Genomic DNA, 22,022 nt, shown 5'->3' on the forward strand with positions numbered 1-22,022 from the left:
TCACGGCGGGTATAATCGACCTCTGAGAGCCACACGGCGGGTCTAGTCGACCGTTTCTCGCGCCAGCGCGAGCCCGGACGATCGAGGACGAGTGGGTCCCGTCGGCGGCGCCGCGGGCAGTACTTTTAGCCTTCGACGCCTACGGCTCCGGTATGCTCTCGGCCGCCTGGCTCGGGCCAGCATTCGTCGTCGCCGTCGTCCTCACGCTCGCGGGGTCGCTGTACGCCATCGCGCGCATCGACGACCCCGACGGCGCGTGGGGGCACGCGCTTCGCTCGCGACTCGTCATGGGCGTTCCGTGGGGGACGCTCGTCACGGCGACCCTCGTGCTGCTCGCGTACCTCGTCGTCCAGGACGGGTTCGCGCAGTGGCGTGACCCCGTCACCATCCCGTTCCGGTCGTGGTCGTGGTTCTACCCGACGGGCGTCGCGTTCGCGTCGTTCACGCACGTCGGCCCCGGGCATCTGGTCGGGAACCTCATCGGAACGCTCCTGTTCGGGTCCGTCGCCGAGTACGCGTACGGGCACTTCCCCGACAAACGCGGGTCGCAGTCGTTCACGTCACTCACCACGAACCCGTTCGTGCGGGCGTTCCTGTTCGTTCCGGCCGCGGCGCTCGTCGGCGGCGTCGCGCTCGCCGCGTTCGGGCTCGGCCCCGTCATCGGGTTCTCGGGGGTCGTGTTCGCGCTCGCCGGGTTCGCGCTCGTCCGCTACCCGATGACGACCATCGTGCTCGCGCTCGGCGGGCAGAGCGTCGCGAGCGTGTTCTACAGCGCGCTCCAGAACCCCATCGTCACCGCGCAGGTCACGCCGTCGCCGCCCTCGCCACCGTGGTGGGCTGGCATCGCCATCCAGGGGCACGCGCTCGGCCTCCTGCTCGGTATCGTCGCCGCCGCGGTCGTGTTCAGTCGCCGCAGCGAAGGCCCGAGCGCGCTCCGGCTCTACGTCGCAGTGCTGTTCTTCGGCGTCTCGAAGTCGCTGTGGGCGATCTACTTCATCGAGAGCAGCGACCGCTTCGTGTTGTTCCGCGCCCCCGGGCTCGTCGCCGTGTTCGTGCTCGCGGTGCTCGTCGCGGGCGCGGTCGCCAGCCGCGGCGACGGGAGCGCGAACCCGCTTCGGCTCCTCGAAGGCACCGGGTCGGCGTGGCGGACCGTCGCGCTCGCCGCGCTCGTCGTCACGTTCGCGGTGGTCGCCGGGATGGCACTCCCGACGAAACTGAACACCACGCAGGCGTCGAGCATCCCCGGCGAGAACCCCGTGGAGGTCCGGGACTACACGGTGACGTACGCCGAAGGCACCGAGTACACGCTCGTCTCCGCGGTCGACGTTCCGTTCGTCGAACTGCCGACGGAGAACGTGACCGCGTCCGGCGTCATCGTCGTGAGCGAACGCCGCAGCGTCTGGTATCCCGCCGTCTCGAAGGGCCAGCTCGCGTTCGGCGGGTCGCGACAGGTCGACGTCGGTGGCGTCAGCTGGCGCGACTCGGTGTGGGCGATCCGACGCGGCTGGTCCGCCAATGGCGGGCCGACGACGTACAAGGTGTGGCTGCAGCGCCCGAACGAGTCCGCGAACCTCGCGTTCACCGCCGACGCGGCGACCGCAGACCCGGTCCTCGACGGGAAGAACGTGAGCGTCGCCGCCACCGAGACCGGGTTCGCCATCGTCGTCTCGCGGAACAACGCGACGCTCGCTCGCACGACGATGCCGTCCGAGGGCGGGAACGCGACCGTCGCGGGCATCTCGTTCGAGCGCGAAGGCCGGCACGTCTACGCGGTCGTCAACGAGACGCGCGTGAAGGTGTTCACGAAGGAGAAGTACGGCCGGAACCGGTAGCGGTCACGGGTGCCGAACGCCCGCGGCGACGGGTCACGTCCACTCGATGCGGTAGGCTTCGGCGTCGATGGCTGCGGTGTCGTGGTCGTGGAAGTCGAACTGGTTGTCGACGTCGAGCTCGACGGCGAACGCGTCGGTGACGGTCGCGTCGGCGTCCGCGGCGTACGCGCGAACGAACTCCTCGCTGCCGGCGTTGTGGACGGTGTATGAGACGTTCGCGACGTCGCGGACCTGGTCGAGGAACGCGCGGTCGGCGTGCTCGTTCCCGTCCTGCGCGCCGAACGGTGGGTTCGAGAGGACGACGACGCGGTCGTCGAACGCGAGCGGGAGGTCGGTGGCGTCGCCGACGACCCACTCGACGTCCGTGGTCGCGCCGACGCGGGCGGCGTTCTCGCGAGCGGTCCGGAGCGGGGCAGGGTCGACGTCGACGCCGACGACGCGACGGGGACCGCGGAGTGCGGCGGCGAGCGCGAGCATCCCGGTCCCGGTGCCGAGGTCGAGGACCGTCGCGCCCCCGTCGTCGTCGACGAGGTCGCCGCGCTGGTCGGCGACGTGCACGAGGGACGCGGCGACCTCCGCCGAGGTCGCGTACTGTTCGAGCGCCGGACTCGGGTTCTGGAAGTCCTCGACGACGCCGAGGCGGCGGGCGAGCGCGCGACGTGTTGGCATCGGGTGCCTATTCGGCGTCGAGCGTGATGGGTGCGTCGAGTTCGAACGCCAGGCCTTCGCGGCGGGCGCGTTCGGCGCACGCCGCGAGTGCGGGGCGGACCTTCTCCTCGTTCGGGACGGACTCGCACGTGACGCGGACGCTCGCGGCGCCGAGGAACGCGGCGGCGCGGACGTGCCCGCGGATGCGGTCGGCCTCCTCCTGGGTGGCGAGCGAGCAGTCGTCCTCGAACCGTGCGCGGACGGCCAGCGTCGACGGCGAGTAGCCTTCGGTGGCGAGTTCGCGCTTGAGGTCCCGGAGGTACTCCGGAGCCGTCGATTCGAGCGTGTCGGCGTCGACCTGGATCGGGGTGACGTCCTCCGGTCGGCAGCGTTCGATGGTCCGTTCGACGTTCGGCGAGGGAGTCGCGCTCATCGTACCAACGAATACATACTGGGAATACAAAAGCTTTTGTTTATGTCCAGTAGTAATACAGCGGACGGGTCAGTTACGGATTACCGACCCATGAGAGAATGGAACACACTTATTATTGCGGGTTAAGCAGTTCCTGTATGAAAGATTGCCCACGCTGTGGCTCGTCGCTGAGCCACTACGCCCTCGCGGACGGGGAGGCCTACGGCTGCGACGCCTGCGGGTGGGTCGGCGTCGACGTCGAGCACCGAAGCAAACCCGCGACACTCGAATCCTGGCACGACGCCATCTCTCGGTTCGAATCGAAGTTCGCACGCGACGGCTCCGAGAACGCCGTCCGGAACCTCGAACGCATACGGGACAACGTATCCATCCCGGACGACGCGCCCGAATCAGACCCGAAACCGCACGTGGAACGCGTCCCCGGCGACACCCCAGCAGACACGGACGCCGACCACGCTGACCCCGACGCGCACGCCGAAGACGAGGCCGGCGACCCCGAAACGGAACGCCAGAGCGACGAGGCCGCCGAGGACGAGACGAAGGACGCGGCCGACACCAGCGAGGACGACGCTTCACCGACGAGCGACCCCTCCGGCGCGGACCAAGCCGAGGAATCGGACGAGGCCGAAAGCACCGCAGCCGACGACGACGAGGTCGAGTCCGCGTCCATCGACGAGGACGCCGGCGAGGCGTACGCCGAGGACTCCGCCGACGTCGAGGACGAGAACGCGGACGACGGCGACGACCGACCCACGGACGACACCGAACCGAGGACGACCGACGACGACGACACGGACCCCGACACCGACAGCGTCGACGAGGACGCCACCGCGGAAGCCGCCTGACCCGTCCCCGAGCACCCTTCTCGCGACCGCATCGTCCCCGACAGCCGCAACTGCTCGACGCCACCAGCCAGGCGAATCCCGCACCTGTTCACCGAGCCCTGCACCTGCTCACCGAGCCCTGCACCTGCTCACCGAGTCGGCCACGCCTCTCGGCACGCACCAAACAGCAACGCGACCAGACGCCAGCCAGTTTACGTTCGTCACGGAACCGGCGACCGCACGCGTCGCTCCCCCGTCCAGCGTCGAGCACGCGAAAAAACGAGGTGACCGACGGCGACACCGCGTCAACTGGAGCGTCACGACCGACCGAGTCGTCGGACACGAAGCCGGGTGTCGTGACGTTACTCGTCCGCTGCAGCCGCTTCCGCCTCTTCCTCGGGCTCGTCGACGTCCTCGTCGGAGCGTGCAGCGACGAGGCCACCACGGGCGACCGAGTACAGGGGCTCGCTCGCGTGATGGACGCCACTGATCGAGAACGGGATGTTCGCGTCCTCGAGGTGGTCGCGGAACAGCGCCTCGAACCCGTTCGGGCTCGACGTGCCACCCGTGACGACGACCGGAACGTCGAGACCCTCCTCGATGTCCTCCTCGTCGACCTCCTTGACGACGTTCTGGATGACGTAGTCGAGCAGGTTCTCGTAGTAGATACTGAGTGCGCCCTCGACGCCACCGACGTCGGTGGTGAAGTCGAGCTCGAAGTCGCTCTCCTTGACGCTCGTGACCTTGTCCACGGGCGTGCCGGTCGCCTGCGCGGCCTGCTCGTCGACCCAGTCGCCACCGCGAGCGACGGAGAACTTCATGACCGGGACCGCGTAGTACGCGAGACAGACGTTCGTCATGCCCGCGCCGAAGCTGATGCCGAGGCCAGTGAAGTTGTTGTCAGCGAGCTCGCTGTAGATGACGGCCATCCCCTCGTTGATGGGTTCGGCGTCGTACCCCATGTTGTCGAGGAAGCTCTCGATGGTCTTCTGGTGGTAGAGCGTCGAGAGCTCGGAGTCGATCGGGTCCGCCGGGACGGAGAAGTACAGCTTCTCGTCGGGATAGCTCGGTTCGCCGACGACCTGCTCGATGATGAGCTTCATCATCGGGATCGCGGACTTCTCCTGGCTGGAGAGGATCCCGTGCTTCATCGGGCGTCGGGTGTTCTTGTTGAAGATATTTGCAAAGTTCAGTGCGTCGTCACCCACGACGTACACCTTGTCGTCCTTGCGGATGTGGAGGACTTCCGAGCGACTGAGCATCTGCTCGGCCATATCGGAGTACTCGATTTCCACGAAGGAGTTCCGCTGCTGGACGAATACGGTATCGCTACCATCCTGTTGTGCGGACAGGATGTTCATCGTGCCGACGTCTAGGCCTTTAGCCATATTTGCCCATGTACCCCATCGGATAATAAAACTATGTGAAATTATTTCATCACGTAACGTGTTAGTATTAACGGGTTCCTAATTGAAGTGCGAGCGGGCGCTCAACCGAGGCCGAGCGCGCGCTTCAAACGCGTCCACAGACCGTCACGTCGGCCACCGAGCGACCTCGAGCTACCGGCCGTCGCGTCCTTCTCGGCCTGTTCGCGCTCCCGGCGCTCGCGCAACTCCTTGAGCTTCGCCGTCTGGTCGTCGACCGTCGACTCCGACCGCGCCGTCTTCTTCTCCCCGCCCTTCATCGCCTTCAGCGAGTTGAGTTGCGAGTCGACGCCCGACGACCGCGTCGTCTTCGCTGCCCCTCCCGCGAGCGTCGTTCCCTCCATGTCCGCGTCCTCGCTGAAGCTCAGGTTGCGGTTCTGCGAGCGCTCGACACCACCCCAGGACAGGTCGACGCCGGACATCGCGTCCTCGATGTCCGCCTCGATCTCCGCATCCGAGATGGACTCGCCCTCGTCCTCGTCCTCCTCCATCGGCTGGATGTCCGCCGGCCCCGGCTGCTGGTAGCGCTCCAGTTGGTCCGCGACGAGCGCCGCCCCCGTCGACCCGACGACGAGCACCAACCCGACGGCGTACAGGCCGATGACGCCGAGCGTGGTTCCCAGCCCGCCTTCGTTCCAGGACCCCGGGTAGGCGGAGACGAACAGTGCGACAGCGAGGACGTTGATCGCCGCACCGCCACCAGCGGCGTACACGGCCCGCTCCTCGACTGGCAGGAGAACGACGACGCCAGTTATCAGCGTCGGCAGCGCGAGCATCCCCACGGCGTAGGCCGCTTCAGACCACTGCCAGAACGGAGCGGTATTGTACTCGAGTACGCCGAACGTAACCACGCTCAACAGGAGTGCGAGGGCGGCCATCCCGACGCCGGTGAAGAATAGGCCGAACCCGAGGTAGACGTCCGTGTCCTCCTCCGGTTCGCCGATGTATTTCTCGTAGAGGTCGTAGAGGACGTTGTCCGGGACTTCGACACCGGACTCGCCCTCCGCTGGGTCCTCGGTAGGCATTGCCTATGCCTAAACCCCCCACTGCCATGATTGTTTGGTTAACAGTTTGTTACTTGAAAAAAGACGGCGTCAGACGTCTCGCTGTCGCCGAGTTTCAGTCCTTGCGTTTCACGACGTCGCCGAGCGTCGTCTTCGTGGACGACCCGCCGCTCCAGTCCTCGTCGTCACCGGAAGACCCGCCGGCGTCGAGGTCGATGCCGAGTTCGCGCTCGAGCTTCGACTGGACCTTGTCGCTCGGGAGCGTGTCACCGCGCTCTAACTTCCGGATGAGACTCGCCTTCTCGTTGAGCTCGTTCGCGAGATCGGCCTGACTCATCCCTTTCTTCTCGCGGGCTTGACGTATCCGTTCGTCGTAGTCCTGGGCGAGCTCGCCCATGTCGTCGAACATGTCCCGACGTCGCGTACTCCCGCCCGACGACGAGGAACTCCCCGACGACCGACCGCTCGACGAGGACGAGCTCGAGGACGAGGAGCTCGTGGAGTACTTCGTGGACGTGCTCGATTGCTTCTGACTCTTCACTTCCGTTCCGAAGTCGGCGCACTCCGAACACACGTCGAGTTCGGCGCCTTCGACCTTCACCGTCTTCGGGTCCGACGTTTCGGCACCACACATCTCGCACTGAACCATAACCTAGCCTTTCTCCCGGCCGCGTATAAAACATGTGCCCCCCGCGTCCTCAGTCCAGCCGCGACCAGGCGCCCCAGAACCGCTGGACGGCGGTGACGTGACCGACGACGGCGAAGACGACGAGCAGCCATCCGACGAGCGTCAGCCCGAGGAGTTCCGTCGGGTAGATGACGACGGCGACGCCGACGGCGCCGGCGAGCGCGAGGCGGTCGGCGCGACCGAGGACGCCGGCGTACACGCGGTCGAGACCGACGGCTTGCGCTTGCGTCCCGAGGTACGACGTGAGGAGGACGCCGGTGACGGCGGCGAGGCCGAGGTCGTACCGGCCGATGCCGGCGGCGAGGCCGACGATGATGGCGACGTCCGCGTACCGGTCGAGGACGTGGTCGAGCAGGTCGCCGCCCTCGCTGGCGACGTCCTGTTCGCGGGCGAGTGCGCCGTCGACGATGTCGAGCCAGCCGTTGAACGCGACGCAGACCGCGCCGACGGCGTACAGGATGCTGACGTCGCCGACGGCGGGGCCGGCGTACGCGTAGAGACCGCCTGCGGCGAGCGCGAGCGCGAACGCGACGACGCTGACGCCGTCGGGACTCATCCCGAGCGCGTTCGCGGCGCGAACCCACGGGTCGAGCAACCCCGAGATCCGGGGACGGAGCTGGTCGAGGGTCATGGATGGGCGTGGGTCATAGGTACTCGATGTAGTCGACCGTGCCCGCGCTCGGTTCGCGGTTGCCCGCGAGGACGGCCGCGATGGCGTCGGCGACGGCGTCGGGGTCGCGGTCGGTCGTCGCGACCTCGTACACGGCCTCGGTCCCGTGCGCGTCGACGCTCTCGCCGAGGACGACGTCGAGCGCCTCGCTCTCCGCGTTCTCCGCGGCCTTCGCGGCGGGTTCTCCGCGGTCGGTGAGGCGGGCTTCGAGCGTCTCGGGGTGACATCGCAGGACGACGACGCGGTCGGCGGCCAGGTGGTGCGCGAGGTGCGAGTCGAGCACGACGACGCTCGCGTCGGCTTCGGCGACGTACTCGTCGACCCACGCGCCGAGCGCGTCGAGGTCGACGACGACGCTGTCGCGAGCCTCGTCGACGTCGTCGTACAGCTCCTCGTCCTGGACGACGTCGTTCAGGTGGACGACGTCCACGGAATCGACCCCCAGCTCGCTGAATCCGCCCGCGTCGAAGCGGTCGCGGAGCCGGTCGGTCGCGGTCGTCTTCCCGGTGCCGGGCGTTCCGGTGACGGCGACGCGGAGCGGACCGTTGGTGGTCACGCGGCGAGCACCTCGTTGATGGCGTCGACGGCGCGCTCGGTCCCCGCTTCCGTGCCGCACGTGACGCGGATGCAACCGGGGAGTCCGAAGCTCGTACAGTCACGGACGATGACGCCACGCTCCTGGAGGTCGCTCGCCACTGCGTCGGCGCTCTCTGCGCCGCGCGCGTCGCTGACGTCGACGAGCACGAAGTTCCCCTGGCTCGCCCAGACCGGTGCGTCGAGTTCGTCGCGGAGGTACTCGCGCGCCCAGCGCGCCGTCTCGACGCTCTTCTCGACGTGGTCGTCCGCGTCGAGCGCGGCGAGTCCAGCGCGACACGCCAGTTCGCTCGCGGCGAACGGCGTGTTCACCCTCGCGTACGCGTCGGCCCACGCCTCGGGGACGACCGCGTAACCGAGGCGGACGCCGGCGAGCCCGAACGCCTTCGAGAACGTCCGGAGGAGGGCGACGTCGTCGCGCTCCGCGAACGCGTGGTCGTCCGCGCCGTCACCACCGAGCAGCGAGACGCCCGACTGGACGTCCGCGTACTCCGCGTACGCCTCGTCGACGACGACGAGCGTCTCCTCGTCGGTGCGGTCGGCGATCTCGACGACGTCGTCGAGCGAGAACACGCTCCCCGTCGGATTGTGGGGGCTCGTGAGGTAGACGACGCGTTCGCCGTCGTACTGGCTGCAAACGACGTCGGCGTCCTGCGCGAACTCGGGACGCGACAGGTCGTAGCGGTTCACGGCCCCGTGGTGGAAGCGCGCACTCATCTCGTAGTACGCGAACCCGGGGTCGGGGACGAGCACCTCGTCGTCGGGTTCGAGCGCCGCTCGCGCGAGGTAGTCGAGCGCGCCGTCGCCGCCGTTCGCGAGCCAGACCTGCGCCGGGTCCACGCCGTGTCGGTCCGCGAGCGCGTCGGTGAGGTCGGTGTGTGCTGCCTTCGGGTACGACGACGCGTTCTCGGCGGCGTGCTGGATGGCGTCGACGGCCGCGTCGGGTGGTCCGAATGGGTTCTCGTTCGACGCGAGCTTGACGAGATCGCCGGGGTTCATGCCGAGTTCCCGGGCGACCTCCTCGATGCCGCGTCCGGCCTCGTAGGGGACGTGAGTGGAGAGGTCCCGTGGTTGCATGCTCGAAACCGCGTCCCCGCGGCCCTTGAGCGTTGTCAAAGCGACGGCTCGCGCTGGACACCGGCCGGCTCGGCCCGGCTTCCCGAGGGTTCGATCCGCCTCCCCGGGGGCTCGACCCGGGTTTCGGCCCTTCGACACGTGCTTTCTGGTCAACTAGCTGACGTACGGACGCGGTCGAGACGGACCGCACAAACCACATATCGCTATACAGAATCGAGGGATTTGCACCCGAGTCGTCGTCGAGCGTTTCACCCGAAAAACTCAGCGACGGCCTGCTAGAAGCGCCGCGTACGGCGAACTAGCGGCCGTCCGCGATCTTCGCGCGGGCCCGCTCCAGGACCGACGGTCGCGCGGTCACCGTCACGGTGACGTCCTCGCCGTACGCGACGTCGTCGACGCTGGCGTGGTCGTAGAGCCACGAGAGCGTGCGTTGCCCGTCGCCGTCGTTCGGGAGGGAGAGGGTCGCGGTCTCCGTCGGCAGCGCCTCGCGGACGCGGTCGCGGAGAGTGTCGATGCCGTCGTCGGCGAGCGCACTGACTGCGACGACGTCGTCCACGACCTCCGCGAGCACGTCCCGTCGCTCGCGGAGGCCGTCGTCGTCGGCATCCCCGTCACCCACGACCGCGTCGACCTTGTTCAGGACGCCGACGACCGGGCCCTCGGTCTCGCCGATGGCGTCGACGGACGTCCGGACCTTCTCCCCGAGGCGCTCGGGGTCGTCGGTCGCGTCGACGACGAGGAGCGTGACGTCCGCGGCCGCGGCCTCGTCGATGGTCGCGCTGAACGACTCGACGAGGTCGTGCGGGAGCGCGTCCACGAACCCGACGGTGTCCGTGTAGCAGACGCCGAACCCGTCGAGGGTCCCGCGGCGCGTGACCGTCTCGAGCGTCGCGAACAACCGGTCCTCGATGGGCGTCGAATCGGTGAGGTCGGCGTGGTCGGGGTCAGCGTCGTTGACGCTCATGTCGTCGGCGAGCCGGTGGAGGAGCGTCGTCTTCCCCGCGTTCGTGTAGCCCGCGATGGCGACGAGCCCCTGACCGGCCTCGCGGCGCCCCTCCCGTCGTTCGGCGGCGGTCTCCGCGATTGCCGCGAGCTCGTTCTCGATGCGGTCGATGCGGTCCTCGACGTCCAGTATCGGGTTCCCCTTCTCGACGGCCTTCGAGAGCTGGGAGACCTTCGTGATCCGGCGGAGTCGCGGGAGCATGTACGCGAGCCGCGCCGCCTCCACCTGCAGTGCGGCGCGCTTGTCCCCGGTTCCCTCGGCGAACACGTCGAGCACGAGCCGATAGCGGTCCACGGGCTCGACGCCGTCCGGGAGGAGGTCGACGAGGTCCGCGTACTGGCCGGGGTCGAGGCCGCCGTCGAAGACGACGACGTCGACGTCGAGTTCGCGAGCGCGCTCGGCGAGTTCCGCGGCCTTCCCACGGCCGACCCAGGTGCCTGGGTCCTCGCGTCGCTGCTGGGTTACTGCGTCGACGACCGCGTAGCCAGCGGCGTCGGCGAGACGTTCGATCTCCGTCGTGTCCGGTCGTTCGTCGGCGGCGCGCGCGACGACGATGGCGCTACCGCCGGCGAGTCGTGACTGTGAATCCTGCATGTGGTGTGGTCGACCGACGTGACGCCACGGGCGGGTCGCGGCGACTGCGTTCGGTCGGGTCGGGCGGTCCAGTGGCGGTACCGACGCGAAGCCACCGGGAACGAGCCCGCGCTCGGTCCCCGGTCAGCGGGGACGAGAAAGGGTCTCCATACGATAATCTCGGAGACGAGCGGGTATAGTCCTTGGGCTGCTGTGTGGGTGGTTGTCGTCCATGGCGACGGTGGGTGGTCGTTTCCGCGACGGGTCGTGTCGGACGAAAGGGACTTGGCACGGTGGTGCGTTGGTCTCGCTCGAATGAGGGTGAGTACGTGGCGCTGACCGTTGCGGACCTGGCGGCCGCGGGGTTGGGGAGCCAGCTCGCGACCATCGAGGACGCGGTCGCGAGTCACCTGGAGGGGTCGGTCGCGAACGTCGCCGTCATCGCGGAGCCATACGCCGGCCGGGACGTCCTCCTGGAGTACGCGGAGGACCAGTTCGGGGCCGCGGCGGGACACGTCTCGTTCGAGTCGCTCGTGACCGACCCGGCGGCGCTCGAGTTCCCGAACCGGGAGGTCGTGGTCGTGGCGGGCTGTCACTACCTGTACTCGCGCCGCATCGGTGGGTTCGACGTCCTCGACGCGTTCCTCGACCGCATCGCGAACGCCGACGCGTTGTTCGTGACGGCGTGGAACCGGTGGGCGTGGGATTACCTCGCCGCGGTCAGGGACGTCGACCGCGCGTTCCCCGTGCAGGTGGACGTGCCGCGGCTCGAACCGGAGGCCATCTCGGCGCTCGTTCGCGAGCACGTCGACGACCCGCCGACGTTCGTCGAGAGCGACGGCCACGGTCGCGTGAAGACCGTCGACTTCGACCGGGCGAGCGTCGACGTCGCGGGCCGCGAGGTGTCGGTGCCGGTGCCGACGCTGAACGTCGAGTACCTGACCGCGCGGGACATGGGCGAGGAGTACGGCGAGACGGAGCGCGTCGTCTACGAGAAGCTCGCACGGCTCGCGGAGGGGAATCCGGGCGTCGCGCTCGCGCTCTGGGATCGCGCCGTGCGGGACGGTGAGATGTCGCCCGCGTTCCTCGACGGCCGCGACGCGCCGCTGAACCTGGACGACGACGAGGCGATGACGCTCACGAGCGTGCTGTCGAACGAACGGCTCGCGATGCCGACGCTGGGCGAGATACTCCCGGACGTGAACGTCCCACAGGCCGTGCAGGCGCTCGAACATCAGGGACTCGTCGAACTGGAACGCGACGCGCGTCCGCGTTCCCGCGACGACACCGACGACGCGGAAGTCGATGGCGAGCGTACGGTCGCGGACGGCGACGGCGCGGGTTCGTCGAGCGAGCGCGTGGACGTGGTGTCGGTCGCACCCGAGCGCTTCCACGCCGCGGTCGAGCACCTCGAAGGGAGGCGGTTGCTGTGGTAGCACCGGCCCGAGGCCTCGCGACGAGCGTTCTGGGCGCGGTCGCGCAGACGACGCCCTCGTCGGACCCGAACGTCTTCGAAGCCATCAACTGGAATCTCCTCCTGGAGGCCGTCCCCATCCTCGTGTTCGCGTACCTGCTCGCGAAGCTCACGAGCACGCTCCTCTCGGGCGTCGCCGACCGGTTCGTCGCCGCGCGCTTCCGCGTCACCGTCCTCATCCCGGTCTTCAAGCTCGCGATATACGGGACGGCGGTGTACTTCGCGTTCTCGCTGCTGTTCGACCTCACCGAGAACCAACTGCTGGCGCTCTCGGGCGTCATGGGTGCCGCGGTCGGCTTCGGCCTGAAGGACCTGCTCGCGGACCTCGTCGGCGGCCTCGTCCTCGTCGCCGAGCAACCGTACCAGATCGGGGACAAGGTCGCCATCGGCGAGTACTACGGCGAGGTCGTCGACATCGGCCTGCGGTCGACGAGTCTCGTCACGCCGAACGACAACCTCGTGACGGTCCCGAACTACCTGTTCTTCAACGAGTCCATCGCGAACGGGAACGCGGGCGCGGCGGAGATGCTCGTCACCGTCGAGTTCTACGTCGACCCCGAGTCGGACGCGGCGCGAGCCAGGGAACTCGTCGAGGAGGCGATGCTCACGAGCCAGTACGTGTACGTCACCGACGACCTCCCCCACGAGGTCCTCCTCGACGACGACGTCCACTACCGGAAGATAACGGGGAAGGCGTACGTGAACGACCTCCGGAACGAGTTCCCGTTCAGGACCGACGTCACGAAGCGCGCACTCGCCGCGTTCGACCGCGAGGGCATCGAATCCCCGAAGGTGCCTTCGGGCGTCGCCGGCGAGATAGATCATCCTGGCGTCGACTGAATCGACTGTTCAGAGGCGTTCGTGGACGTGGTCGGCGCACTTGAGTGCGAGTGCGGCGATGGTGAGCGTCGGGTTGAGCGCGCCGCCGTACGTGAACGTCGAGGAGGAGGCGATGGAGAGGTTCGAGAGGTCGTGCGTGCGGAGTTGCGGGTCGACGACGCCGTTCTCGGGGTCGGCGCTCATCTTCGTGGTGCCCATGTGGTGGAAGGCGGGGCCGGTGTTCTCGGGGCCGACGGTCCACTGGATGTCGACGCCGAGTTCGGCCAGTATCTCGCGCTGGCGGTCGTTGGCGGCGCGCAGCGTCGCTCGCGTCCGGTCGTCGAGCGACCAGTGGACGTCGGGGACGGGGTTGCCGTGGTCGTCGGTCGTCGAGGAGTCGAGCGAGACGTAGTTCTCCTTCCGTGGGGCCTGAGCGGCGAGGCCACCCATCGCGATGGCGTTCCCGTACGCGCCGCGGAGTTCGTCGAGGAGGTCGTCGCCGAAGCTGTCCGCGCCGAGTGCGAGTTCGACGGGACTGGGGCCGGCGTAGTTCAGGAACTCGAGTTTGAACGGCCCGCGTTCGTCGGTGACGTCGTCGTAGAACTGGTGGGATTCGCTCGTCAGGAACCCGACGTGGTTCTGCCTGGTGGGTTCGTCGAATCGGCCGCCCATGCCGGCGAACAGGTGGTCGTGGAAGTACTTCCCGACGAGGTTCGAGGAGTTCGCGAGCCCCCGCGGGTACGTTTCGGTCGCCGAGAGCAGGAGGAGCCGGGGTATCTCGACGCCGCCGGCGGCGAGCACGAACTCGCGGGCTTCCTGTCGGTGCTCCTCGCCGTCGGGCGTCGCGTACACGGCGGCCGTGACGGCGTCGCCGGCGCGGTCGTGTTCGAGCCGCTGGACGGGCGCGTGGTCGACGACGCGCGCCCCCTCCGCTTCGGCGCGCCCGACGTGCACGGTCGCGTCGTACTTCGCGCCGCTCGGACACACGGGCTTGCACGTCCCCCAGCCCTGGCAGGCCGAGCGGCCGTCGCGACGTTCGGAGTTCCGCGCGTTCGGGACGGTGTGCATCGTGACGTCGAGCGCGTCGCAGGCCTCGGCGAACAGCGAGTCCGAGTAGCTCGGCGGGAACCCCGGCATCGGGTACGGTTCCTCGCGCGGTGGCGCGAAGGGATTGTCGCCGGCGGTGCCGGCGACGCCGAACTCGTCCTCCGCGCTCGCGTAGTACGGCCGGAGGTCGTCGTACGCGATGGGCCACGGGTCGACGCCGGCGGCGCGCGCGTGCTCGTCGAAGTCGCCCTCGTGCAGGCGGAACACCATCCCCTGCCAGTGCAGCGTGGTACCACCGACGCCCTTCACGCGCGCCGCGTTCAGCGGGTACCCGCGGTCGCCACTGGACGTGTACGCGTCGCGCTCGCCGCCCATGTCCCAGACCTCGTGCGGGTGATAGCTCGGGCGGACGTCGCGCTCGACGCGCTCGATGCGGTCCGCGCGGTCGAACCGCGGCCCGGCCTCGAGGACGACGACGTCCTGGCCGGCGCTCGCGAGGCGGTCCGCGACGAGGCCGCCCGCGGGCCCGGCGCCGACGACGCAGACGTCGACGCGGTCGCTCGCCGACCGGTCGCGGCCGTCGCCCACGCCACCGTCGGACTGGTTCGCGGTCATCGGTTCGTGCCTGGAGCGCGCTGGTAGCTGTCGGTGCCGCCGGGGAACCCCTGTGGGTTCTCCAGGCCAACGAGTCGCCCGCCGGTCTCGGTCGTGTAGAGCGCGTACAGCAGTTCGTTCACGAGGTAGAACCGGACGCGCTCGGCCTCGACGCCCTCGGGGTCGGGCTCTTCGACGTCCACGCCCATCTCGTAGAGGGCGGTCTCGGCCGCCTCGGACCCCAGGTCGACGTAGTCGCTGTCGTACCATTCCTGCGTGTACTCGTCGAGCGCGGCGACCGCGTCCGCCATCCCCGTGCGGTAGTCCTCGTCGCCCTCGCTCCGCGACAGCGCGTACGTGCGGACGAACGACTCGACGTTCTCGACCTCGCTCGGGTAGACGGCGCGACCGACGGCGACGGTCGTCGCGAGCGCGTGCTCGTCGAACTCGACGGTCTCCTCGGTCCCGGCGAAGCGGTCCGCGACGACGCCGGCACCGACGGCGACGCCAGCGGCCGCGAGTGCCCCCATCGCGTCCCGGCGCGTCAACTCCATGTTCACGCGTCTTAGGCAAACCTAAAACTTGAGTCTTGTCACTCGCGACCGCCACCGGCCGAGAGGACAACCGGCTCTCGAACCCGCCTCAGACGTCCGGTATCGAGACGGTGTGTTCGAGCGCGCCGACGCCCTCGACCTCGACGCGGACGTCGTCGCCGTCGCTGAGGCGGCCGACGCCAGCGGGCGTCCCGGTCGCGACGACGTCACCCGGTTCGAGCGTCACGTACGTCGTGATCTCCGCGAGCAATTCGGGCACCGAGAACACCATCTGGTCGAGCGACCCGTCCTGCTTGCGTTCGCCGTTCAGGTACGACCGGACGTGGGCGTCCTCGGGGACCTCGTCCGGCGTCGCGACGACCGGCCCGATGGGGGCGGCGCCGTCGAACGCCTTCCCGCGCACCCAGTTCGTCTCCTGGCGCTGGTCGTCGCGGTTCGACACGTCGTTCACGCACGTGTATCCCGCGACGGCGTCCATGGCGTCCGCTTCGCTCAGGTGCTTGGCTTGCTCGCCGACGACGACGCCGAGCTCGGCCTCGAAGTCCAGTCGGTCCTTCCCCGCGGGGAGCGTGACGTCGCTCCCGTGACTCGCGACCGCGTTCGGTGGCTTGAGGAACAGGAGCGGCCGGTCGGGGACGTCGTTGTCCATCTCGTCGGCGTGCTCGACGTAGTTCCGGCCGACGCACACGACCTTCGACGGCTCGCACGGCGCGAGCACGTCCACCGCGTCCACGTCGTACGTCTCGCCGCCGAACGCCACGGTTGCGTCGTCGCGGTACTCGCCGCGGCGGACCGCGCCCGCGGGGTCCCGGAATCGAACGTGCTTCATACCCGGGGCGTCGCCCCTCTCCGGCGTAGGCGTTCCGGAAGCGGCGAGCGGATCGGCTCACGGCCGCGGGCGCGTCCCCAGTCGTCGGCCTGTCAGGCGTCGCCCGCTCAGTCGTCAGCGTGCCAGGCGTCGTGTGCGCGAGCGAACGCCCCGGGGAGGCGAGCGTAGATCTCTGCGTTCGCTGCGAGCGCGTCGACCGTGGTGTACTCGTCGCTGGCGTGGACGGTGTCGGTGCCGAGCGCGAACTCGACGGTCGGAATGCCGGCGTTCCGCAGGGTCTTCGTGTCGCCGCCGCCGGTCGCGCTCCGTCGGTGCACGCGGTCGCCGACGACGGCCGCTGCGGTCTCGGCGGTCGCGGTCGCGATGGGGCCGTCGACGGGGACGTACGTGCCCCGGCTCCAGGAGACGTCCGTGAGTTCGACGCGGTCGTGCTCGCGCAGGCACTCGCGGATGTCCGCGAGCACGGTCTTCGTGTCGACGCCGGCGACGACGCGGACGTCGAGGCGCGCACGAGCGTGCTCGGGGACGGCGTTGATGGTGTCGCCGCCGTGGAACTCGCCGAGGTTCGCGGTCGGATACCGGAACGTGTCCCTGGCGGCTCGTTCGCCCATGATGGGCGCGTAGTACTCGACGGACTGCTCGACGATGGCGTCGACATCGGCGGGCACGTCGAGCGGTCGGTCGGTGAGCGACTCGCGGAGGTGCGTGACGGCCGCCCAGAGTTCGTCGATGGCGTTCACGCCGAGCGTCGGCCGGGAGCCGTGCGCGCCCTCGCCGGTGGCGTCGAGCGTGAGCCAGATGCTCCCGCGGTCGGCGACGGTGACCGAGTGCCGGCCGCGCTCGCACGTCGTCTCGCCGATGACGCAGCCGTCGGCTTCGAGGTCGTCGACCACCGCAGGGAGGCCGGCGTCCCCTCCCGTCTCCTCGTCGCTGACGACGGCGTACGCGAGCGTCACCGGTGGACGTTCGTCGACCGCCTGATAGGAGCGCGCCGCGTGCAGCATCGCTGCCAGCGGGCCCTTCATGTCGGTCGCACCGCGCCCGTAGAGTCGGTCGTCGCCGTCGACGGTCGCACGCTCGCCGAGCGGGTCTCGCGTCCACTCGCTCGCGTCGTACCCGACGGTGTCGAGGTGGCCGTTGTAGAGCAACGTCAGGTCGCTGTCGCCGGGAACCTCGAACAGGAGGTTCGGTTTCGCAGGGTCGACCGACGACTCGCGGACCGTGACGCCGGCAGCCTCCATGGCGTCGCGAACGACCGCCGCTGCTGCTGTGGTGTCGCCGGGCGGGTTCTGCGAGTCGGCGGCGAGCAGTTCGGTCGCGAGCTCGACGAGTTCGTCGGTCGTCGCCGTGACGTGCTCGACCGCCGCGCGCGTTCGCGCCCCTAGGTCGCTGGACTCGTCGGTCATGTCGAATACTTCGCCGCGGAGCGTGATAATGGTTCTCGGGGACGACGCGGGGGTCGGGGCGGCGATAACGAAACCCTTTAATTTTACCACCCGGAATGAACTGGTACGCGCTCCGTTGGTGTAGTCCGGCCAATCATTTCGGCCTTTCGAGCCGATGACCTGGGTTCAAATCCCAGACGGAGCATTTTCGCGCTCACAACTCGACGAGCGAAACGAGCCGTCGTGACCGCGAATCTCTGTAACTGGATTCGAACCCGACCAGTCGCGCGCAGCGAACGACGTGAGCGAGGACGTCTGGTTCCGGTTCACATCTCAGACGGAGTCTTCTCGCGCTCACAACTCGACGAGCACCGCGAGTCGACGTGCGCGGTGTCCCGTTCGCTCCTTGGTCTGTATCGTGTTCGGTCGACGAGGAGCAGGGGGCGTGTTGGGCGTGAACGTGTGTACCGACACCACGTAGCATTCTCTTCACGCATAATTCCGAGACTTTTAATTACCTCAAGTTATTCGACTCCGGTATGGCTTCCCTCTCGTTCGAACCGGCGACGTACGACGACCTCGACCCCGAACGCCGGCCGACCCTCCGGCAGGCGCTCGTCCCCGTCCTCGGTATCGTCCTCTCGCTCGGCATCGCGTCCGGGTACCTCAAGCTCGCACCCCACGCCCCGCTCCTCTGGAGCATCGTCCTCACGGCGGCCGTCGGCACGTACTGGCTCGGCTACTCGTGGGACGACGTCTACGACGGCATCGCACAGTCCCTGCTCACCGGTCTCCAATCCATCCTCCTGCTGTTCGTCATCTACGCACTCATCGCGACCTGGATCTCGGCCGGCACCATCCCCGGCCTCATGCGGTACGGTCTCTCGCTCCTGACCCCCACCGTGTTCCTCCCCGTCACCGCGCTCCTCGCCGGCGTCGTCGCGTTCGCCATCGGCTCGTCGTGGACGACAGCCGGTACGCTCGGCGTCGCGTTCGTCGGCATCGGCTCCGGCCTCGGCATCCCCGTCCCGATGACCGCCGGCGCCATCCTCTCCGGCGCCTATGCCGGCGACAAGCAATCACCGCTCTCGGACACCACGAACCTCGCCGCAGCCGTCACCGACACCGACCTCTACGACCACATCCACGGGATGCGAAACGGTACCGTGCTCGCGTTCGCGCTCGCCATCGCCCTCTACGCCGCCCTCGGATTGCGCGCCGGCGGCACCATCCCCGCCGGCCGCATCGCCGACATCCAGACCGCGCTCGCCAGTACCTACGAGCTCACCCCGCTCGTGTTCGTCCCGCTCGTCGTCACGTTCGGCCTGGCACTCGCCGGCTACCCCGCACTCCCGACCCTCGTCGCCGGCGTGTTCACCGCCGTCGCCACCACCGTCCTCGTCCAGGGCGCCGCGTTCACCGCCGCGTGGACGGTCTTCCTGAACGGCACGAACCCCGAAACCGGACTCGACGTCGTCGATGGACTCCTCGCGAGCGGCGGCCTCGCCGGGTCGGCGTGGACGATCTCGGTCGTCGTGCTCGCACTCTCGCTGGGCGGCGCACTCGAACGTACCGGCGTCCTCGCCGTCCTCGCCCACGAGGTCGCCGAAGCCGTCACGAACCGGCGGAGCCTCGTCGCGAGCACCGGCGTCTCCGCCATCGTCGTGAACGTGTTCTCCGCACAGCAGTACATGAGCATCGTCGTCCCCGGGATGACGCTCCGGAACCTCTACGACGAGTACGACCTCGACTCCGCGGACCTCTCCCGCGCCATCGAATCGGCGGGCACGCCCACCGGCGCGCTCATCCCATGGCACGCCGGGAGCGTCTACATGGCGGGCGTCCTCGGCGTCGCCCCCTGGGCCGGCGCGTTCGGGCTCGCCGGGTTCGCGCCGTACTACTTCTTCGCGTTCCTCTCCCCGCTCGTGCTGTTCGCCAGCACGCTCCTCGACCGCGGGTTCGTCACGAGCGCGAACGTCGACGGGCGGTCGACGGACGCGACGCCCGCTGACGACTGAGGACGACCACGCGCGCTCGAGACCCGTCCGTCGGCGACGCCGTCACACGTCCCGTGGGTCGAGGGCGTCGCGGAGGCCGTCGCCGAGCGCGCCGAACGCCATGACGGTGAGGGCGAGGGCGACCGTGGGGAAGACGGGCGTCCACCAGACCTGTGGGAACGCGGCCTGGAGGCCGTTGAAGCCGTTCGCGATGGTCTCGCCCCAGGATTCGTTCATGATGTTGTTCATGCCCATGTAGGCGACGGCGGTGTGGAGGAGGACGAGGAGCGGGATCATCCGCGTCAGCGCGGTGATGACGGTGCTGGAGACGTTCGGGAGGACGTGCTCGCGGATGACGTGCCGGTCGCTCGCGCCGGCGTTCTTCGCGGCGAGCACGTACTGGTCCTCGGTGCGTTGGGCGGTCTCGCTACGGACGAGGCGAGCGATGCCGCCCCACGAGAACAACCCGAACACGAGGACGAACAGGAAGAGCGTACGTCCCCAGAACGCGAGGACGAGGTAGACGACGAACGCGGGCACGGCTTGCTGGGCGTCGACGTACCCCATGAGGGTGGTGTCGGTCCGGCCGCCGTAGTAGCCCGCGAGCACCCCGACGACGGTCGCGAGCGGGACGACGAACAGCGAGATGACGAACGCGAGTTCGACGACGACGCGCATCCCGGAGACGACGAGCGCGGTCAGGGGTTTCCCGAGCGCGTTCGTCCCGAGCGGGTACCGGAGGGTGCCGTGGCAGCGCTCGTTCGCGACGGTGCCGACGCAGTCGGAGACGTAGTAGTTCACGGGCGTGCTCGTGAACGCTGGCGGCTGGCTCTGTGCGGCGGTATTTATATCGGGCGGGTAGAGGACTGGACCGACGACGCCCGCGAGGAACACGACGGCGAGGAACAGGAGTGACGCGGTCGCGAGCCGGTCGCGTCGCAGTCGCCGCCAGTACAACCGCGTGAGTTTCCGTCGTTCGACGAGCGGGACGGCGACGAAGCACGTCGCGGCGAGGACGGCGGTCATGAACAGCCACTCGATGCCGGTGACGTCCCAGTACAGGGGGAGGAGCTGCTGGCCGAACAGGGAGACGTTCGGGCCGATGCCCTCGAACGTGGGTTGCTGGGTCGCGACCTCGAAGTAGTCGTAGAGCACGCCGGCGGCGAGCGCGGTCAGGCCGAGGAGGAACGCGACGGTCCGCGCCCGGAGGCCGCGTCGCCTCGGCTCGAGCGCGTCCCAGTCGACGGTCTGGAACGCGGCGACCTCTGCATTGCCGCCGTCGGTCGCCGTCGTCGTCGCGGCCTGGTTCGTGTCGCCCGTCCGCGCGGCTGCACCGTCCGTCTCCCTTCCGGTCATGGCAGTGGTTGTCACGACCGTCGGGGCGAGGGCTCAAAAAGGATTCAGAGTGTCAAACGCTCGTTTGACGTTCCGGACGGTATATGACATCATGGACCGCATCACTGGTCGATGCAGCGCGCGTTCGACGACCACGCGCTTCGAGCACGCGAACGGAGGCGAGCGCCGTGAACCACCGGTTCGTCGCGCGACGAGCGCTGTTCGCCGTGCTCTCGTTCTACGGCGTCGTGACGCTCGTGTTCCTCGTGCTCGCCCTCGGCCCGGACCCGACGGGGACACTCCGCGTCGCCAGCGGCGACCTCCAGACGCTCCTGTCGGCGAGCGACGGCGGTCGGTCGTTCCTCTCGCGGTACGCGGGATTCCTCTGGGACGTCACCACCCTGAACTGGGGGCGGTCGACGGCCGGATTCGAGCAGGGGCCAGCGGTCACCGCGTTGCTCGCGAAGCACCTCCCGTACACGCTCACGTACGCGATTCCGGCGGTCGTCGTCGGCGTCACAGGCGGCATCGGCCTCGGCGTGTTCGCCGCGGTCAACCACGGCGGGTACGTCGACCGCGCGGTGCAGTCCGTCGGCTACTTCGCGTTCGGCATCCCGAACTTCTTCTTCGCCGAGGTCGCGCTGTTCGTCCTCGAGACCGAACTCGGCCTCATCGAGTTCACGCTCGGCCGCATCAACCCGAAGTTCTACGTCGTCGGCGAGGCCGTCGACATCTGGCAGCCCCGCCACCTCATGGAGTTCGGCGTCATCGCGGCCATCCTCGCGCTGTCGCTGGTCGCCGGCCAGCTCCGGTACGCGCGCTCGGAGTGCCTGGAGTACGTCAGCGCGGACTTCGTGAAGCTCGCGCGAGCGAAGGGCGCGAGCGAGCTCCGCGTGATGGCGCACGTCCTCCGGAACGCCGCGCTCCCGCTGCTCGCGATGTTCCTCGCTGACCTCGTCACGGTCCTCGTCGTGCACGTGTTCGTGCTCGAGTTCGTGTTCAACGTCCCCGGCATCGGCCAGATGGGTATCCAGGCGGTCAAGCAGCGGAACCTCCCGTTCGTCGTCGGTATCACGATGACGGTCGCCGCCGTCGGCGTGTTCGCGAACTTCGTCCAGGACGTCGGCCTCGGGTACGTCGACCCGCGAACGGACGTGGAGTGACGAGGCAGCCACCGTCGCCGCGCGACGGCTCGGTCTCGCCGGCAACGCTGTCGTC

20 protein-coding genes, 1 tRNA gene and 1 pseudogene are annotated in these 22,022 nt (G+C 68.8%); 8 read left to right on the forward strand and 14 right to left on the reverse strand.

The window, feature by feature from the left end; all coding sequences use genetic code 11:
* Window positions 1–152 precede the first annotated feature (152 nt).
* Window positions 153–1,832 carry a rhomboid family intramembrane serine protease gene (locus LI336_RS01545; RefSeq protein ID WP_227130861.1) on the forward strand — a complete coding sequence of 560 codons (1,680 nt, stop codon included), beginning with the start codon at window positions 153–155 and terminating at the stop codon, window positions 1,830–1,832.
* Window positions 1,833–1,865: 33 nt separating this feature from the next.
* Here LI336_RS01545 and LI336_RS01550 read toward each other — a convergent pair whose 3' ends face one another.
* Window positions 1,866–2,501, reverse strand: a complete 636-nt coding sequence (locus LI336_RS01550; RefSeq protein ID WP_227130862.1) for an METTL5 family protein — start codon at window positions 2,499–2,501, stop codon at window positions 1,866–1,868.
* A gap of 7 nt (window positions 2,502–2,508) precedes the next feature.
* Window positions 2,509–2,913, reverse strand: a complete 405-nt coding sequence (locus LI336_RS01555; RefSeq protein ID WP_227130863.1) for a DUF7961 family protein — start codon at window positions 2,911–2,913, stop codon at window positions 2,509–2,511.
* Between the two features lie 137 nt (window positions 2,914–3,050).
* Between LI336_RS01555 and LI336_RS01560 the strand changes: the two genes are divergently transcribed.
* The gene (locus tag LI336_RS01560; RefSeq protein WP_227130864.1) at window positions 3,051–3,758 is read left to right on the forward strand and encodes a TFIIB-type zinc ribbon-containing protein; all 708 of its coding nucleotides are present in this window, start codon (window positions 3,051–3,053) and stop codon (window positions 3,756–3,758) included.
* A gap of 341 nt (window positions 3,759–4,099) precedes the next feature.
* Here the strand turns inward: LI336_RS01560 and LI336_RS01565 are convergent, their stop codons facing one another.
* The 3 genes from LI336_RS01565 to LI336_RS01575 all read right to left on the reverse strand — a co-directional run bounded on the left by LI336_RS01565 (window position 4,100) and on the right by LI336_RS01575 (window position 6,766).
* On the reverse strand, window positions 4,100–5,125 hold the full coding sequence (locus LI336_RS01565; protein WP_227130865.1) for a disk-shape morphogenesis protein volactin: 1,026 nt from the start codon (window positions 5,123–5,125) through the stop codon (window positions 4,100–4,102).
* Window positions 5,126–5,226: 101 nt separating this feature from the next.
* A complete protein-coding gene (locus LI336_RS01570) occupies window positions 5,227–6,186 on the reverse strand; it encodes a cell division protein CdpA domain-containing protein (RefSeq protein ID WP_227130866.1) in 960 nt (319 codons plus the stop codon).
* Between the two features lie 94 nt (window positions 6,187–6,280).
* Window positions 6,281–6,766 carry a multiprotein bridging factor aMBF1 gene (locus LI336_RS01575; protein ID WP_497007368.1) on the reverse strand — a complete coding sequence of 162 codons (486 nt, stop codon included), beginning with the start codon at window positions 6,764–6,766 and terminating at the stop codon, window positions 6,281–6,283.
* On the opposite strand from LI336_RS01575, the pseudogene LI336_RS20545 reads away from it, so the two are divergent.
* Window positions 6,750–6,809 (forward strand): annotated as a pseudogene (locus LI336_RS20545) (DUF8138 family protein); the annotation flags it as partial. The gene LI336_RS01575 and the pseudogene LI336_RS20545 sit on opposite strands and share 17 nt — an antisense overlap.
* 54 nt (window positions 6,810–6,863) lie before the next feature.
* On the opposite strand, the gene LI336_RS01580 reads toward LI336_RS20545, so the two are convergent.
* The 4 genes from LI336_RS01580 to hflX form a co-directional block, all read right to left on the reverse strand.
* The gene (locus tag LI336_RS01580; RefSeq protein WP_227130868.1) at window positions 6,864–7,484 is read right to left on the reverse strand and encodes a CDP-alcohol phosphatidyltransferase family protein; all 621 of its coding nucleotides are present in this window, start codon (window positions 7,482–7,484) and stop codon (window positions 6,864–6,866) included.
* 13 nt (window positions 7,485–7,497) lie between these two features.
* Window positions 7,498–8,079, reverse strand: a complete 582-nt coding sequence (locus LI336_RS01585; RefSeq protein ID WP_227130869.1) for an adenylate kinase family protein — start codon at window positions 8,077–8,079, stop codon at window positions 7,498–7,500.
* Window positions 8,076–9,194, reverse strand: coding sequence for a histidinol-phosphate transaminase (gene hisC, locus LI336_RS01590; RefSeq protein WP_227130870.1), 1,119 nt, complete (start codon window positions 9,192–9,194; stop codon window positions 8,076–8,078). The genes LI336_RS01585 and hisC overlap by 4 nt, the downstream gene beginning before the upstream one ends.
* A 298-nt stretch (window positions 9,195–9,492) precedes the next feature.
* Window positions 9,493–10,791 carry a GTPase HflX gene (hflX, locus tag LI336_RS01595; RefSeq protein ID WP_227130871.1) on the reverse strand — a complete coding sequence of 433 codons (1,299 nt, stop codon included), beginning with the start codon at window positions 10,789–10,791 and terminating at the stop codon, window positions 9,493–9,495.
* A gap of 308 nt (window positions 10,792–11,099) precedes the next feature.
* Between hflX and LI336_RS01600 the strand changes: the two genes are divergently transcribed.
* Together LI336_RS01600 and LI336_RS01605 are read left to right on the forward strand one after the other, a co-directional pair.
* On the forward strand, window positions 11,100–12,206 hold the full coding sequence (locus tag LI336_RS01600) for a hypothetical protein (RefSeq protein ID WP_227130872.1): 1,107 nt from the start codon (window positions 11,100–11,102) through the stop codon (window positions 12,204–12,206).
* On the forward strand, window positions 12,200–13,084 hold the full coding sequence (locus tag LI336_RS01605; RefSeq protein ID WP_227130873.1) for a mechanosensitive ion channel family protein: 885 nt from the start codon (window positions 12,200–12,202) through the stop codon (window positions 13,082–13,084). The genes LI336_RS01600 and LI336_RS01605 overlap by 7 nt, the downstream gene beginning before the upstream one ends.
* A 9-nt stretch (window positions 13,085–13,093) precedes the next feature.
* On the opposite strand, the gene LI336_RS01610 is transcribed toward LI336_RS01605, so the two are convergent.
* From LI336_RS01610 to LI336_RS01625, 4 genes are all read right to left on the reverse strand, one after another.
* Complete coding sequence (locus LI336_RS01610) at window positions 13,094–14,725, reverse strand: GMC family oxidoreductase (RefSeq protein ID WP_227130874.1); 1,632 nt, start codon at window positions 14,723–14,725, stop codon at window positions 13,094–13,096.
* On the reverse strand, window positions 14,722–15,258 hold the full coding sequence (locus LI336_RS01615) for a twin-arginine translocation signal domain-containing protein (RefSeq protein WP_227130875.1): 537 nt from the start codon (window positions 15,256–15,258) through the stop codon (window positions 14,722–14,724). The genes LI336_RS01610 and LI336_RS01615 overlap by 4 nt, the downstream gene beginning before the upstream one ends.
* Before the next feature lie 88 nt (window positions 15,259–15,346).
* Window positions 15,347–16,087 (reverse strand): fumarylacetoacetate hydrolase family protein, encoded by a 741-nt coding sequence (locus LI336_RS01620; RefSeq protein ID WP_227130876.1) that lies wholly within the window; start codon window positions 16,085–16,087, stop codon window positions 15,347–15,349.
* A gap of 107 nt (window positions 16,088–16,194) precedes the next feature.
* Window positions 16,195–17,493 carry a M20 family metallopeptidase gene (locus LI336_RS01625; protein ID WP_227130877.1) on the reverse strand — a complete coding sequence of 433 codons (1,299 nt, stop codon included), beginning with the start codon at window positions 17,491–17,493 and terminating at the stop codon, window positions 16,195–16,197.
* Window positions 17,494–17,602: 109 nt separating this feature from the next.
* Here LI336_RS01625 and LI336_RS01630 point away from each other — a divergent pair.
* A tRNA-Glu gene (locus tag LI336_RS01630) sits at window positions 17,603–17,677 on the forward strand.
* A 334-nt stretch (window positions 17,678–18,011) separates the two neighbouring features.
* Window positions 18,012–19,490, forward strand: coding sequence for an arginine/ornithine antiporter ArcD (gene arcD, locus LI336_RS01635; RefSeq protein WP_227130878.1), 1,479 nt, complete (start codon window positions 18,012–18,014; stop codon window positions 19,488–19,490).
* Window positions 19,491–19,532: 42 nt separating this feature from the next.
* Here the strand turns inward: arcD and LI336_RS01640 are convergent, their stop codons facing one another.
* Complete coding sequence (locus LI336_RS01640; protein WP_227130879.1) at window positions 19,533–20,825, reverse strand: ABC transporter permease; 1,293 nt, start codon at window positions 20,823–20,825, stop codon at window positions 19,533–19,535.
* A 167-nt stretch (window positions 20,826–20,992) separates the two neighbouring features.
* Here LI336_RS01640 and LI336_RS01645 point away from each other — a divergent pair, with 167 nt between their 5' ends.
* Entirely contained in the window at window positions 20,993–21,967 is a 975-nt protein-coding gene (locus LI336_RS01645; protein WP_227130880.1) for an ABC transporter permease, read from the forward strand.
* Window positions 21,968–22,022 lie beyond the last annotated feature (55 nt).

The organism is Halorubellus salinus (assembly GCF_020567525.1).
Classification (GTDB): domain Archaea; phylum Halobacteriota; class Halobacteria; order Halobacteriales; family Natrialbaceae; genus Halorubellus; species Halorubellus salinus.

Excerpts from the sequence above, each read along its gene's own strand:
- LI336_RS01545 (WP_227130861.1), top strand. The coding sequence starts at position 153 with ATGCTCTCGGCCGCCTGGCTCGGGCCAGCATTCGTCGTCGCCGTCGTC.
- LI336_RS01550 (WP_227130862.1), bottom strand. The coding sequence starts at position 2,501 with ATGCCAACACGTCGCGCGCTCGCCCGCCGCCTCGGCGTCGTCGAGGAC.
- LI336_RS01555 (WP_227130863.1), bottom strand. The coding sequence starts at position 2,913 with ATGAGCGCGACTCCCTCGCCGAACGTCGAACGGACCATCGAACGCTGC.
- LI336_RS01560 (WP_227130864.1), top strand. The coding sequence starts at position 3,051 with ATGAAAGATTGCCCACGCTGTGGCTCGTCGCTGAGCCACTACGCCCTC.
- LI336_RS01565 (WP_227130865.1), bottom strand. The coding sequence starts at position 5,125 with ATGGCTAAAGGCCTAGACGTCGGCACGATGAACATCCTGTCCGCACAA.
- LI336_RS01570 (WP_227130866.1), bottom strand. The coding sequence starts at position 6,186 with ATGCCTACCGAGGACCCAGCGGAGGGCGAGTCCGGTGTCGAAGTCCCG.
- LI336_RS01580 (WP_227130868.1), bottom strand. The coding sequence starts at position 7,484 with ATGACCCTCGACCAGCTCCGTCCCCGGATCTCGGGGTTGCTCGACCCG.
- hisC (WP_227130870.1), bottom strand. The coding sequence starts at position 9,194 with ATGCAACCACGGGACCTCTCCACTCACGTCCCCTACGAGGCCGGACGC.
- hflX (WP_227130871.1), bottom strand. The coding sequence starts at position 10,791 with ATGCAGGATTCACAGTCACGACTCGCCGGCGGTAGCGCCATCGTCGTC.
- LI336_RS01610 (WP_227130874.1), bottom strand. The coding sequence starts at position 14,725 with ATGACCGCGAACCAGTCCGACGGTGGCGTGGGCGACGGCCGCGACCGG.
- LI336_RS01615 (WP_227130875.1), bottom strand. The coding sequence starts at position 15,258 with ATGGAGTTGACGCGCCGGGACGCGATGGGGGCACTCGCGGCCGCTGGC.
- LI336_RS01620 (WP_227130876.1), bottom strand. The coding sequence starts at position 16,087 with ATGAAGCACGTTCGATTCCGGGACCCCGCGGGCGCGGTCCGCCGCGGC.
- LI336_RS01625 (WP_227130877.1), bottom strand. The coding sequence starts at position 17,493 with ATGACCGACGAGTCCAGCGACCTAGGGGCGCGAACGCGCGCGGCGGTC.
- arcD (WP_227130878.1), top strand. The coding sequence starts at position 18,012 with ATGGCTTCCCTCTCGTTCGAACCGGCGACGTACGACGACCTCGACCCC.
- LI336_RS01640 (WP_227130879.1), bottom strand. The coding sequence starts at position 20,825 with ATGACCGGAAGGGAGACGGACGGTGCAGCCGCGCGGACGGGCGACACG.